This is a genomic window from Nocardioides speluncae (genome assembly GCF_003121585.1).
Lineage (GTDB): Bacteria > Actinomycetota > Actinomycetes > Propionibacteriales > Nocardioidaceae > Nocardioides > Nocardioides speluncae.
The window spans coordinates 20,088-32,217 of the sequence record NZ_QEOO01000003.1 but is presented as its reverse complement, the minus strand read 5'-3'; the positions used below and the strand labels follow the sequence as shown (position 1 = coordinate 32,217).

Sequence of the window (12,130 nt, the reverse complement as noted above, 5' to 3'; positions counted from 1 at the left end):
CTCACGCGCGGGTGTGGTGGAGATAGGCCAACGTCGCGCCGGACAGCACCAGCACGTAGCTGGAGATCGCGAAGACCACCGTCTCCTGTGGCAGGTCGAACTCCGCCTCGGAGATCCATAGGTTGACGGCTCCGAGCGCAACGTACGTCGTCAGGGCAGCCCGGTAGAACCAGGCCTGTTCACCGCGCCAGCCTCGTGCGTTACCGGTCCAGGGGACGGCCGCGGCCAGGAGACCGAGGACCAGCAACGCCGCCGCGCCGGCCAGGGAGAACCCGCGGGTGATCTCCAGCCAGTTCGGCTCACCCGTGGTCGCGTCTGAGACCACGGCCGACACCGCTGCCAGCACGACCAGCACCGTGCCGCCGAGGTCAAGCGAGCGCGCCCGCGGCAGCACGGGCCGGATCGCGACCGCCGACGCCGTGATCGCCACGATCGCCAGGGCCGTCGCCGCGAGCAGCCAGTCCGATGCCGCCAGGCCCGACAGCCCGATCACGATGCCGGCGACCGTGAGGTATGCCGCAGCGCCGGCCGCAGCGCCGTACGCCGCTGGCCGGCTCCTGGTCCAGGCGAGCACCAGGCAGGCCGCCACCACCAACAGCAGCTCGGCGAACCAGTAGCCATCGACATAGCTCGCCTCCCCTTTCAGTCCATGGCGCTCGTCGATCCAGCCGGAGCCGGCGGGCCCGATCCCGAAGGCGAGCAGGTTGCCGACCGCGAGCAGCACCACTGCCTGCCACTCGAGACGCCGCCACCACGGCAGGTCCGGCGCGGGCGCTTCAGAGGCGGGCGACGAGGAAGGCCGGGTCGGCATCGGCGGTAGCGCAGGCGGTGGTTCGGGCGCTGGCGCAGGCCGTGCGGCAGGCGGGCTCCCCGACTGCGGGATGCTGACGTGCACCGGGACATCAACTACGCCGGCCGGCCCCTCCAGGCGGACCGCCGCGTCGTACTCACCCGGACCGGCGCCAGCCGATACTGCTGCGGAGTCCTCACCCAGATCCACCCGCAGCCATGGTGCGCTGGCGCGAGCCGTCACGGCACGGGCGAGCGGCGGGCCCACGAGCCGGACCTCAACTGGCTCGGCACCGAGCGAGAGGACCGGCGGTTCGACCCGCAGCGAGGTTTCCGCGATCGCCTCGGCGGCCGTCGTCGACACCCGTCTGCTGTCGTCGTCCACCAGCTGCTGCAGCGCCTCCCGCGCGGCGAGTGCCTGACCGAGGTCGTCTGCGGCGGCCCGCTCGCGGAGCAGGCCGACTAGCCCCAGCCGGGTGCCGACGAACTCGGCGGACAGTGCTTCGGCGATCTGCGGCGGCAGCGGGGTTGGGCGCACCGCCCGGCTCGGGCTGCGCGCGATCAGGAGCTCGCCACCCTGGGCACCGAAGACCCACATGTGCGGCGTCTGGTGGGTAGTGCTGCGGCGGACCCGGGAGGCGACGTACTCGAACAGCTCGCCCAGTCCGACCCAGCCGTCGCCATCCATGTCGGCCTCACCGGAGCGGAGGGCGTCGACCACCGCGCTAGTGAACACCGATGGCCCCTGCTGGCTGGTGCTGGCGAGCTTGCCCTCCTCGAAGGCGTACTCCATCGCGCTCGACGCCGTGACCACGACCCGGCCACGGCCGCCGCCCGCGTCGTCCTGCTGGGCGAACAGGTCTCGGCCCGGCGCCGTGGCGACCGAACGCACCACCATGCCGCGTGGGAATGCCCCGCCGTAACAACAGTCGAGGAAGAGCGCGACCCGCTGCGCGCGGCTGTCGGCCAGTTGCCGGTTGACGAAAGCAGCGGGTACGCCGGTCGAGGCCAGCCGGTCGGGCTGGGTGTCCGAGGCGGCCAGGAAGAGCTCGCCAGCTGGGTTCTTGATGCCGTGGCACGAGACGTGGACCAGGAGCAGGTCGGTCGGGTCGCGATCGGCGAAGAAGTCCTCGAGTCCCAGCATCAGCTCGCGTGACGTCGGGTTGCCGAGGGTCTGTACGTCGTACCCGCCGATGGCTGGGTCGTCCAGCACCGCACCGAGTGCGGCGGCGTCGTACGCCGGTGCGGCCAGCTGCCCCAGACCCGGGTGCTCGTACTGGTCGACGGCGACGATCAGGGCATGCCGCTCGCCGGTCATCGGGTCTCACTCCGTGGCGGTGGCGTGGCGGCGCAGCCAGGCGTCGACCAGTTGCTGCTGCAGCTCGCCCGAGGCTCCGGTCAGCTCGATCCGGTCGCCGGCGAGCTCAACAGTGACGGTTCGCGCCACCCGCTGGTCGACCGCGCGGCTCAGCCAGTCATGCACGAGCAGCACCACGCCCCGGAGCACGTCGAGGCCCGGCACCGTCAGCGCGAGGGCGCCCGCCGTCGCCGCCAGGTCGCCGCGGGTGCCCTGGGGAGCGGGACCGTCCGTCGCTGGCACGGCCGTCAGATCGAGATCGAGAAACTCCTCGCGCAGCAGCCGCGCGTGTTCGTCAAGGCGGACGTCATCAGCGCCGTCCTCCGTGACGGCCAGCACCAGATCGAGCGCCATCGCCCCTCCGTAGAACGCAATCGCGAGCCTTGCCGTCCCGGACACGGCTCGCTTGTCTCAGGATCCTCCCGGCATGTGATGGCCACAAGCGGTTTCGGCAACTCCGCTGTTCAGCGGACAGGGGAGCGGAGGTCGAGCGCCCAGGTCTGCTCGACGACGTCGGTGCCGAAGGCGTGCTGGGGCACGGCCGCCTCAAGCGTGAAGCCGACCCGCTCGTACGCACGCCGGGCAGCGTCCAGCCCTTCGTGGGTATACAGCACCATCCGGCGGTAGCCCGCCTGCCGGGCGAAGCGCAGGCACTCGTCGACCAGGTAGCGGCCGATGCCGGCGCCGCGCGCCGTCGGCTCGACCAGCAGGCAGCGCAGCCGCGCGGTCTCCTCGTCGTCGCGGGCGCAGCAGATCGCGCCGACCCGGACGCCGTCCTGCTCGGCCACCCAGACGGCGACGCCGGGGTCCTCGCGGGCCTCGATCAGGTCCGCCATGATCTGCGCGACCATGCCCTCGAACTGCTCGTCGTAGCCGTACTCGGACCGGTAGAGCGCCCCGTGCCGCTCCACGATCCAGCCGTGGTCACCCGGACGGGCCGGGCGCACCGTGAAGCCCGGCGACCGGTCGCGCTTGCCGAGCAGCTCCTCGATCGTGGCCATCGCAGCCAGCAGCCGTTCCTGCTCGGGCCCGGCGATGGGCTCGAGCAGCTCGGTCACCGAGGCGACAGAGCGGCCGTCCAGGTCGGCGGCCGCCGCCCGGCCCTTGTCGGTGAGCTCGACGACCTGTCGCCGCGAGTCCGCCTCGGAGCGGGTACGGCGGACCAGGTCATCGGCCTCCAGCCGGGTCAGCACCCGGCTGAGGTGGCCACGGTCGATGTCGGCGTCGGCGCGCAGGCTGGCCACGTCGGCGGCCTCTCCGTGGGCGAGTTCGAACAGCACGCGCGCCTCGGTGAGCGTGAACGGGCTGTCCAGCAGCGTGCCCCGGAGCACGCCGATGACGTCGGTGTAGAAGCGGTTGAAGGCGCGGACCCGGGCGACCCGCTCGGCGGTGACCTGCTGGCTCATTTGTCTATTGCAACAACTACCGTTGTCACTGTCAACGGTTAATAGAACCTCATGTCCACCATCGGCTTGGTGAGCATCTGCCCGCCGGCGCTCATCCACTCGCCGATCACGCGGCCGGCATCGCGGTGCGGGTTGTAGACGTCCTCCTCCGAGGAGAACAGCCCGTCACCGGCGTACACCAGGCGGGTCCAGTTCGGGAACCAGAACTCCGCGCCCGGCTCGGTCGGGTGGTCCAGGAGGTTCTTGATGCCGATCAGGATCGCGCCGTTCTCCTCGTCGTAGGCCACCCACTCGTGCGGGAACCGCATGTGCGGGAACGGCGCCATCACGCCAACGATCCAGGTCCGCACGTCCTCGCGGCTGTGGAACTCGCCGTACGCATGCTCGATGTAGTGGACGTCCTCGGTGAACAGGTCCGCGAACGGCCCCCAGTCGCCGGACGTCGCACAGCCGTCGACGACCGCGCTGTAGTGGTGGAACGCCGCCGCCAGCTCGGCGCGGGTGAATCGGCCCATCTCGGGTCTCCTTCTCGGTGTTGACTCCCAAATGCAAGACAACTCTTGCATTTGCCGCGTGGCTCGAGCAAGGGACCGCCAGTAGCCTTGCCGGCATGGCTGTTGGCACCCGCGACCGCGTCCTCGACGTCTCCCTCCGGCTGTTCGCGACCAACGGCTTTGCCGGTACCTCGGTGAGCCAGATCGAGGCCGCCGCGGGCCTGGCCTCCGGCTCGGGCTCGTTCTACCGGCACTTCCGCTCGAAGGAGGAGGTCTTCCTGGCGGTGGTCGGCCGCGAGCTGGACCTGGTGCGGGCGCGTGAGGACGGACTGGCGGCCGCCCCGGACGACGACGGGGCTCTGGCCCGCCGGGAGCGGGTCCGGGACCAGATCGCCGACAACCAGCGGTTCCTGCGCGAGCGCGCCCTGCTGATCGCCGTACTCATGCGCGACGGTGGCCGCTTTCCCGCCCTCGCCGAAGACTTCGGCAAGCTCCACGAGCTGATCGTGACGGTGCCCGACGAGATCTCCGAGGCCGCCCGGCTGGCCGGGCGCGACGCCGCCGCGACGGCGACGGTCGTGCTCTCGGCCAGCCTCGGCTACCACTTCATGACGGCCTTCGTCGGAGGGCCTCCGGCCGACGTCGATCCCGAGCGCTTCGCGGATGCGCTGGCGGCGATGGTCACGACCTGATTGGCCCGATCTGTTCAGGTCCGATTGTCGCGAGGAAATGTCGGTGGCCTCTGCAAGGCTCTCGCCATGACCTCTTCTCAAGCTGACCGCGCCGATCTCTTCCACGACCTGCACGCCGACGGGACCCTGGTCCTCGCCAACGCCTGGGACGTCGCGTCCGCCGTGATCGCGCAGGACGCCGGCTCCAAGGCCGTGGCCACCACCAGCGCCGCCGTCGCCTGGGCCTACGGACTGCCCGACGGCAACCAGATGTCCGCCGCGCCGGTGATCGACCTGGCGGAGCGCATCGTCCGGGCCGTCGACGTGCCGGTCTCGGTGGACTTCGAGGGCGGGTTCGCCGACGACACCGACGGCCTGGCCGCCAACATCCGCGACCTGGTCGCCACCGGCGTCGTCGGGATCAACCTGGAGGACACCACGCCCGACGGCATCCGCCCGGCCGAGGAGCAGGCGTCCCGGATCGCGGCGGTCCGCGCCGCAGCCGAGGAGGCCGGCGTCCGGCTCTACGTCAACGCGCGCACCGACATATACCTGTGGGGGATCGGCGAGGAGGACGGCCGCTACGACGAGACCGTGCGCCGGGCGGCGGCCTACCTCGAGGCGGGGGCCAGCGGCATCTTCGTCCCGGGGGTGGCCGACCTCGCGGTGGCCGAGCGCCTTGTCGCCGCCATCGAGGCGCCGGTGAACATGCTGGTCGGCGCCGGCTCACCGAGCGTCAAGGAGTTCGCCGAGGTCGGTGTCCGTCGCGTATCCGCCGGCTCGGCCGCCGCCTCGGCGGCCTACGGCCAGTACCGGCGGGCGGTCGACGAGCTGGTCACCGCGGGGACCTACGCGTGGGCCGAGCAGGGCTCGGTCGACTACGGCACCCTCAACGCCCTAGTGGAGGGTCACTCCTCTTCCACCGGGTCGTAGGCACAGGAGTCCTCCGGCTCGTCGGGTTCCACATCGGTGCCCGACGTGCCGGTCGGGTCGTCTGTGGGATCACCGGTCGGATCACCGCCGGGGTTGCCCGTCGCGGAGGAGGTCGGCTTGCCGGGCTTGCCCTTCCCGCCGATGCCGATCGCCCGCTTGACCTGGCGGTGCATCCAGTCGTAGTCCGGGTCGCTCGGGCTGAAGGCATCTGAGCGCTCGAAGACGATGCTGGTGACCTTGGCGCCCTTGATGTCGCCAGCGAGGTCGACCAGGTCGGGGAGCAGCTCCTGGGGGATGTCAGTGCGGAGGATCTCCTTGCCGGCCGAGGCGAGCTTCTCGTAGCGGCGCAGCACGGTGGCCGGGTCCGCCTTCTCGATGATGGCGTCCATGACGCAGCGCTGCCGCCGCATCCGGTGGTAGTCGTCGAAGCCCCAGCGGCCGCGGGCGAACCACAGCGCGTCGTGGCCGTTGAGGTGCCGGTTGGGTCCGGGTTCGAGATAGTCGGACGGCGGAATGTTGCGGTCGGTGTCACCGCCGATCGGGATCGGCTCGTTGATGTTGACCGTCACGCCGCCGATCGCTTCGACTACCTGCTCGAAGCCGTTCAGGTTGATCAGCATGTAGTAGTCGACGTTGAGGCCGAGCGCGCCGGACACGGCGAGCTTGAGCGCGTCGGCACCCTCGTTGTCCGACCCGGCGCCGAGGACCTGCGGGTGCATGGCCGGCACGTTCCGGTAGACCGCGTTGAGCACCCACTCGAGCTCGTCGCCCTCGCCGGTGAACCCCTCCGGGTACAGCTCGGCCAGCGGCGTCCCCTTCTTGAACGGCACCTCCGCCAGGTTGCGGGGGAGGCTGAAGAGCACGGTCTTGCCGTTCTTGGTGTTGATGCTGGCGACCATTACCGAGTCGGTTCTGATGCCCTCCCGGTCGACGCCGCCGTCACCGCCGAGCAGCAGCAGGTTGATTCGGCCGTCGTCGCCCCAGGGGTTCTCCTCGTCGAACTCCGGGCTCGTCAGGCTGTCACTGTCGTCGAAGACCGAGGTGATCAGGTCGCGCTGGACCATGGCGTACCGGGCGCCGACGCCGATCGGCAGCGCCATCAGCACGCACAGCACCGCCACCCAGGTGCCGCCGAGCGCCTGGTGCCAGCCGAGTGCGCTCTCGGGTCGCAGCATCCGGTAGCTGGCGATCAGGACGACGACCCACACCACGAGGACGATCAGCAGGCCGCACGCGATCGCCGCAAGTCCATTGGGGTCGACCGCCAGTCGGATGATGTCGCGGCGGTGGGTCGCGGCGTACCAGATCAGGACGCCGAGGAGAAGGAGGTACGGCACCAGGACGAACAGGCCGAGCCGCTTGCGACCGGCCACCAGGAAGCCGCTGCCGGGCAGCAGCGCGCAGGCGGTGGTGACCCCGAGGGCGGTCCAGATGTTGCGGGCGCGCTTCTTCGGAGCGCGCAGAGCGCGGCGGCCGCCGCGGGCGCGACGGCCGGCAGGCTCACCTGCACCCATCCGTTTCCCCCTCGCCTGCCCGTTGATCAGGTCAGATTAGCCGCTGCGCCAACCGGTGGATGCACAGATGCCTCAGTAGGGGAGAAGTGTCGCGTTCACGTCCTCCCACGCAGCCTTCAGAGCCGCCAGGTCGTCGGGCCACTTGGCGGCGAGATTGGCCGGTTCCCGGGCGTCGGTGGCGAGGTCGAACAGCTTGGCCACGCCATCGGCACCTTGGTAGTACTTCAGGTCGCCGCGGCGCAGCGCGCGGCTGCCCCGCATCCGCCAGAAGAGGTCCCGCTCGGGCGCCGGCCGGCCGCCTAACAGATGGCCGACAAGGGACACGCCATCGAGAGGGCGGTCCGGGTCGGGCTCGGTGCCGGCAAGCTCGAGGAACGTCGCGTGCCAGTCCTGCGTGACGACCGGCGTGTCACTGACCTGGTTGTCGACTAACTTACTCATGAATGAGAGGGCTGTCCGAAAAGTGTTGTAGGACCGACGTGCGACCGGCGCCCCACGATGCCCGTTGCGCCCGTAGGGTTGGGGCATGGACCGGCGGATCTTCGGAATCGAGAACGAGTACGGCGTGACGTGCACGTTCCGCGGACAGCGTCGGTTGAGCCCGGACGAGGTGGCGCGCTACCTGTTCCGGAAGGTCGTGTCCTGGGGGCGCAGCAGCAACGTCTTCCTCCGCAACGGCGCCCGGCTCTACCTCGACGTCGGCAGCCACCCGGAGTACGCCACTCCCGAGTGCGACGACATCGTCGAGTTGGTCACCCACGACAAGGCGGGGGAGCGGGTCCTCGAAGGGCTGCTGCTGGACGCCGAGCAGCGGCTCCACGACGAGGGCATCTCCGGCGACATCTACCTGTTCAAGAACAACACCGACTCCGCCGGCAACTCCTATGGTTGCCACGAGAACTACCTGGTCGGCCGACAGGGCGAGTTCAGCCGGCTTGCCGACATCCTGATCCCGTTCCTGGTGACCCGGCAGATCATCGTCGGTGCCGGCAAGATCACCCAGACACCGCGAGGTGCGTCGTTCGCGGTGAGCCAGCGCGCCGAGCACATCTGGGAGGGCGTCTCGAGCGCCACCACCCGAAGCCGGCCGATCATCAACACCCGCGACGAGCCACACGCCGACGCCGAGAAGTACCGCCGGCTGCACGTCATCGTCGGCGACTCCAACATGAGCGAGACCACCACGATGCTCAAGGTGGCCAGCTGCGACCTGGTGCTGCGGATGATCGAGGAGGGGGTGGTGATGCGCGACCTCACGATGGAGAACCCGATCCGCGCGATCCGCGAGATCTCCCACGACCTCACCGGTCGGCGGAAGGTGCGGCTGGCCAACGGCCGCGAGGCCAGCGCCCTGGACATCCAGGAGGAGTACCTCACCAAGGCCCGCGACTTCGTCGACCGGCGCGACCTGCACACCCCCACCATCGAGCGCACCCTCGACCTGTGGGAGCGCGGGCTGAAGGCGGTCGACTCCGGCGACCTCAGTCTGGTCGACCGCGAGATCGACTGGGTGATCAAGTGGAAGCTCATCGAGCGCTACCGCGCAAAGCACGGCCTCCCGCTCGGCCACCCGCGGATCGCCCAGCTCGACCTCGCCTACCACGACATCCACCGCAACCGCGGCCTCTACTACCTGCTGGAGAAGCGCGGCGCGGTCGCCCGGGTCGCCACCGACCTGAAGATCTTCGAGGCCAAGTCACTGCCGCCGCAGACCACCCGCGCCCGGCTGCGCGGGGAGTTCATCAAGCGCGCCCAGGAGCGGCGCCGCGACTTCACCGTCGACTGGGTGCACCTCAAGCTCAACGACCAGGCCCAGCGCACCGTGCTGTGCAAGGACCCGTTCCGCGCTCAGGACGAGCGCGTCCAGAGGCTGATCGACGGCATGTGAGCGTCCCCTTCGGCGTACTCAGGTACGCCGGGTAGGGTAGCCGCGCTGTGGTGCAAACCCATGTCGTGGATCAGTCTTATGAAGGTGGAAACGTGTCCCGGTCGTCCCGGCTCAAGAGCCAGTCGCTCGCCCGCCGTATCGCCGCTGTCGGCGTCGTCGCCCTGCTCGCCTCCGGACTCGCCGCCTGCGGCGACGAGGACGGCTCCACTGCCACCAGCGGCAAGGGCCTGGACTCGCTGACGATCGGCGGTGACGTCGGCAAGGAGCTCACCGTCAAGTGGGGCGGCGAGATCGGCGTCGACAAGCTGGAGTCGAAGACGCTGGTCGAGGGCGAGGGCGCCGAGGTCAAGGACGGCGACATCGTGATGGCCCACCTCTGGATCGGCAACGGGTTCACCGAGGAAGAGGCCTACAGCACCTACGGGGAGAAGACTCCTCAGAAGCTGACCGTGGGCGAGGAGCTGGCCAAGGGCATCAAGGCCGCGATCGAGGGCCACAAGATCGGCTCCCGCGTCGCCGTGGCCGCACCGCCGAAGGACGCCTTCGGTGACGCCGGCAACCCGCAGCTCGGCATCGGCAACCAGGACCAGGTTGTGTTCATCGTGGACCTGATCTCCGAGGTCGACCCGCCGCTGAAGGAGCCGGCCGGCAAGGCGGTTCCGCAGCCGTCCGACGCGCCGAAGATCATCTGGAAGAAGGACGTCCCCACCGGCTTCGACTTCAGCGCGGCCGCGCGTCCTGGCGACAAGACTCGCGTGATCCCGGTGATCAAGGGCACCGGCAAGCCGGTCACGGCTGGCCAGGAGATCACCGCGGACTATCTCGGTGTGACGTTCGGCGGAAAGAAGCCCTTCGACGAGTCGTACAGCAAGGAACCGGCGGCGTTCCCGCTGAAGTTCCCGGGTGGCGTCATCAAGGGCTGGGTCGACGGTCTCACCGGCCAGACCATCGGCAGCCGGGTGATCTTGGTGATCCCGTGGAAGGACGCGTACGGCGAAGCGGGCCAGCCGCCGACCATCGGCAAGAAGGCCGACCTCGTCTTCGTCGTGGACATCCTCGGCGCAGCCTGATCGGCGTACGGCGAGGAAGTCATGTCGGTCCGCAAGAGTGAGCGACTGCTCAACCTGCTGATCATGCTCCTCGTGCAGCGCCACTACGTCCCGAAGGAGCGGATCCGCGAGATCCTCTACGCCGAGGCGAGCGACGACGCGTTCGAGAAGATGTTCGAGCGCGACAAGGACGAGCTGCGCGCGCTCGGCGTACCCATCGAGGTCGGCAGCCTGGACGCCTTCTTCGAGGAGCCCGGCTACCGCGTGCGCCCCGACGACTTCGCGCTGCCGGAGATCGACCTGGCCGCCGACGAGGCGGCCGTGGTCGGCTTGGCGACCCGGGTCTGGCAGCACGCCCGGCTGGCCGACGCCACCTCGGACGCGCTCAAGAAGCTGACCGCCGCGGGCGTCACCGTCGACGAGTCCGCGCTCGACATCGTGGAGCCCCAGCTGACCGCGGAGGAGCCGTCGTTCGACGTGTTCTGGGAAGCGGCGCAGGAGCGGATCCCGGTCACCTTCGACTACCAGCGCGGCGGCTCGGCGGAGGTGGCGACCCGTCGGCTCGAGCCGTGGGGAGTGGTCCGCTACTCCGGGCGGTGGTACGTCGTCGGCCGCGACGTCGACCGTGACGACGACCGGGTGTTCCGGCTGTCCCGGGTCCGCGGAACCGCCCGCAAGTCAGGTCCGCCCGGCTCATACACGATCCCGGAGAACGCCGACCTCCGCGAGGTCACCCGACGGCTGGCGCCGGCACCGCGCAACCAGGAGACCGCGACCCTGCTCGCCCGGGCCGGCACCTGCTACGGGCTGCGTCGCCGCGCCACGAGCGGCGAGCGGGTGGACGGACCCGACGACGCGTCCGCCTGGGACCGGCTCTCGGTGCCGTTCGCCGGCACGGACATCCTCGCCGACGAGTTGATGGGGTACGCCGCGAACGTGTACGTCGAGGCGCCGGACGAGCTGCGCAAGGTGATCGTCGACCGGCTCACCCATGCGGCGGGGGCACGATGAGTAGGTCCCGATGAGCTCGGCCGCGAGCGGAGCCAAGGAGCAGGTCGCCCGGCTGCTGACGCTGGTGCCGTGGCTGCACCAGCGCGGCGAGGTGCGGGTCGACGAAGCGGCGGCCGCGCTGGGCGTCACGCCCGCCCAGCTGCGCCGAGACCTCGGCGTACTCTTCCTGTGCGGTCTGCCCGGCGGCTTCCCTGACGACCTGATCGACGTCGACTACGACGCGCTCGAAGAGCAGGGCGTGGTCCGGGTCTCCAACGCCGACTACCTCGCCCGGCCGCTCCGACTCACGCCCACCGAGGCCTCCGCTCTGATCGTCGCGCTGCGTACCCTCCGCGACGGCGCCGACGCCGCCACCGCCGACGTCGTCGACCGCACCATCCGCAAGCTGGAGGGCGCCGCCGAGGACGGCGCCCGCGCAGCTCAGCAGGTCGACGTCACCGTCGACCGGCGGGAGCGCGAGCTCGACGGGCTGCGGGCGCTGCTGACCAAGGCGATCGAGGCGGGCCGGCAGGTCCACCTGACCTACTACGTGCCGGCCCGTGACGAGAACACCGAGCGTGCGGTTGACCCGCTGCGGATCGTGTCCGCCCAGGGCGGCACCTACCTCGATGCCTGGTGTCACCTCGCCGACGACTACCGGCTGTTCCGGCTGAACCGGATCGTCGGCGCCGAGCCACTCGACCTCCCCGTGTCCGAGCACGCGAGCGAGGGTCCGCGCGACCTGTCCGCAGGCATCTTCCAGCCGTCCGAGGACGACCTCCGGGCACGGCTGCTGCTGGAGACCGCCGCCCGCTGGGTCGCCGAGTACTACCCGGTCGTGTCCACCCGCGAGGTGGGCGACGGCAGGCTCGAGGTCGAGATGTACGTCGGGGATCCGCGCTGGCTGCAGCGGCTGATCCTGCGACTGGCGCCGTACGCCACCGTCATCGAGCCCGAAGAGTTCACCGAGTCGTCCAGAGCCGCCGCCCGGGACGCGCTGCGGCTCTACGAGTGACGCGGCGTACGATGGTCCCAGTGC

At 70.3% G+C, this 12,130-nt stretch carries 12 protein-coding genes; 6 read left to right on the top strand and 6 right to left on the bottom strand.

Features of this window, described 5'->3' with window-relative positions; genetic code table 11:
- Window position 1 precedes the first annotated feature (1 nt).
- From DDV73_RS01945 to DDV73_RS01930, 4 genes are all read right to left on the bottom strand, one after another.
- Window positions 2-2,107 (bottom strand): caspase family protein, encoded by a 2,106-nt coding sequence (locus tag DDV73_RS01945; protein WP_109505575.1) that lies wholly within the window; start codon window positions 2,105-2,107, stop codon window positions 2-4.
- Window positions 2,108-2,113: 6 nt separating this feature from the next.
- Window positions 2,114-2,500, bottom strand: a complete 387-nt coding sequence (locus DDV73_RS01940) for a hypothetical protein (RefSeq protein ID WP_109505574.1) — start codon at window positions 2,498-2,500, stop codon at window positions 2,114-2,116.
- Between the two features lie 110 nt (window positions 2,501-2,610).
- The gene (locus DDV73_RS01935) at window positions 2,611-3,552 is read right to left on the bottom strand and encodes a bifunctional helix-turn-helix transcriptional regulator/GNAT family N-acetyltransferase (RefSeq protein ID WP_109505573.1); all 942 of its coding nucleotides are present in this window, start codon (window positions 3,550-3,552) and stop codon (window positions 2,611-2,613) included.
- Between the two features lie 38 nt (window positions 3,553-3,590).
- Window positions 3,591-4,067: a nuclear transport factor 2 family protein gene (locus DDV73_RS01930; protein ID WP_109505572.1), complete on the bottom strand. Its 477-nt coding sequence runs from the start codon at window positions 4,065-4,067 to the stop codon at window positions 3,591-3,593.
- 95 nt (window positions 4,068-4,162) lie between these two features.
- Here DDV73_RS01930 and DDV73_RS01925 point away from each other — a divergent pair, with 95 nt between their 5' ends.
- Both DDV73_RS01925 and DDV73_RS01920 read left to right on the top strand, forming a co-directional pair.
- On the top strand, window positions 4,163-4,738 hold the full coding sequence (locus DDV73_RS01925; RefSeq protein ID WP_109505571.1) for a TetR/AcrR family transcriptional regulator: 576 nt from the start codon (window positions 4,163-4,165) through the stop codon (window positions 4,736-4,738).
- A gap of 66 nt (window positions 4,739-4,804) precedes the next feature.
- Window positions 4,805-5,650 carry an isocitrate lyase/PEP mutase family protein gene (locus tag DDV73_RS01920; protein WP_109505570.1) on the top strand — a complete coding sequence of 282 codons (846 nt, stop codon included), beginning with the start codon at window positions 4,805-4,807 and terminating at the stop codon, window positions 5,648-5,650.
- Here DDV73_RS01920 and DDV73_RS01915 read toward each other — a convergent pair.
- Entirely contained in the window at window positions 5,626-7,164 is a 1,539-nt protein-coding gene (locus tag DDV73_RS01915) for an LCP family protein (RefSeq protein ID WP_109505569.1), read from the bottom strand. The genes DDV73_RS01920 and DDV73_RS01915 overlap by 25 nt on opposite strands.
- 72 nt (window positions 7,165-7,236) lie before the next feature.
- A complete protein-coding gene (locus DDV73_RS01910) occupies window positions 7,237-7,605 on the bottom strand; it encodes an alkaline phosphatase family protein (protein WP_109505568.1) in 369 nt (122 codons plus the stop codon).
- An 85-nt stretch (window positions 7,606-7,690) separates the two neighbouring features.
- Between DDV73_RS01910 and pafA the strand changes: the two genes are divergently transcribed.
- From pafA to DDV73_RS01890, 4 genes are all read left to right on the top strand, one after another.
- Entirely contained in the window at window positions 7,691-9,052 is a 1,362-nt protein-coding gene (gene pafA / locus DDV73_RS01905) for a Pup--protein ligase (RefSeq protein ID WP_109505567.1), read from the top strand.
- Window positions 9,053-9,144: 92 nt separating this feature from the next.
- Complete coding sequence (locus DDV73_RS01900) at window positions 9,145-10,122, top strand: FKBP-type peptidyl-prolyl cis-trans isomerase (RefSeq protein WP_109505566.1); 978 nt, start codon at window positions 9,145-9,147, stop codon at window positions 10,120-10,122.
- A 21-nt stretch (window positions 10,123-10,143) separates the two neighbouring features.
- Entirely contained in the window at window positions 10,144-11,112 is a 969-nt protein-coding gene (locus tag DDV73_RS01895; protein WP_109505565.1) for a helix-turn-helix transcriptional regulator, read from the top strand.
- 10 nt (window positions 11,113-11,122) lie between these two features.
- Window positions 11,123-12,106 carry a helix-turn-helix transcriptional regulator gene (locus DDV73_RS01890; RefSeq protein WP_109505564.1) on the top strand — a complete coding sequence of 328 codons (984 nt, stop codon included), beginning with the start codon at window positions 11,123-11,125 and terminating at the stop codon, window positions 12,104-12,106.
- The last annotated feature ends 24 nt before the right edge of the window (window positions 12,107-12,130 follow it).

What these genes read in the sequence shown, in the direction of transcription:
- DDV73_RS01935 (WP_109505573.1), bottom strand. Translation starts at nt 3,552, where the DNA reads ATGAGCCAGCAGGTCACCGCCGAGCGGGTCGCCCGGGTCCGCGCCTTC.
- DDV73_RS01940 (WP_109505574.1), bottom strand. Translation starts at nt 2,500, where the DNA reads ATGGCGCTCGATCTGGTGCTGGCCGTCACGGAGGACGGCGCTGATGAC.
- DDV73_RS01925 (WP_109505571.1), top strand. Translation starts at nt 4,163, where the DNA reads ATGGCTGTTGGCACCCGCGACCGCGTCCTCGACGTCTCCCTCCGGCTG.
- DDV73_RS01890 (WP_109505564.1), top strand. Translation starts at nt 11,123, where the DNA reads ATGAGCTCGGCCGCGAGCGGAGCCAAGGAGCAGGTCGCCCGGCTGCTG.
- DDV73_RS01920 (WP_109505570.1), top strand. Translation starts at nt 4,805, where the DNA reads ATGACCTCTTCTCAAGCTGACCGCGCCGATCTCTTCCACGACCTGCAC.
- DDV73_RS01910 (WP_109505568.1), bottom strand. Translation starts at nt 7,605, where the DNA reads ATGAGTAAGTTAGTCGACAACCAGGTCAGTGACACGCCGGTCGTCACG.
- DDV73_RS01930 (WP_109505572.1), bottom strand. Translation starts at nt 4,067, where the DNA reads ATGGGCCGATTCACCCGCGCCGAGCTGGCGGCGGCGTTCCACCACTAC.
- DDV73_RS01915 (WP_109505569.1), bottom strand. Translation starts at nt 7,164, where the DNA reads ATGGGTGCAGGTGAGCCTGCCGGCCGTCGCGCCCGCGGCGGCCGCCGC.
- DDV73_RS01945 (WP_109505575.1), bottom strand. Translation starts at nt 2,107, where the DNA reads ATGACCGGCGAGCGGCATGCCCTGATCGTCGCCGTCGACCAGTACGAG.
- pafA (WP_109505567.1), top strand. Translation starts at nt 7,691, where the DNA reads ATGGACCGGCGGATCTTCGGAATCGAGAACGAGTACGGCGTGACGTGC.
- DDV73_RS01895 (WP_109505565.1), top strand. Translation starts at nt 10,144, where the DNA reads ATGTCGGTCCGCAAGAGTGAGCGACTGCTCAACCTGCTGATCATGCTC.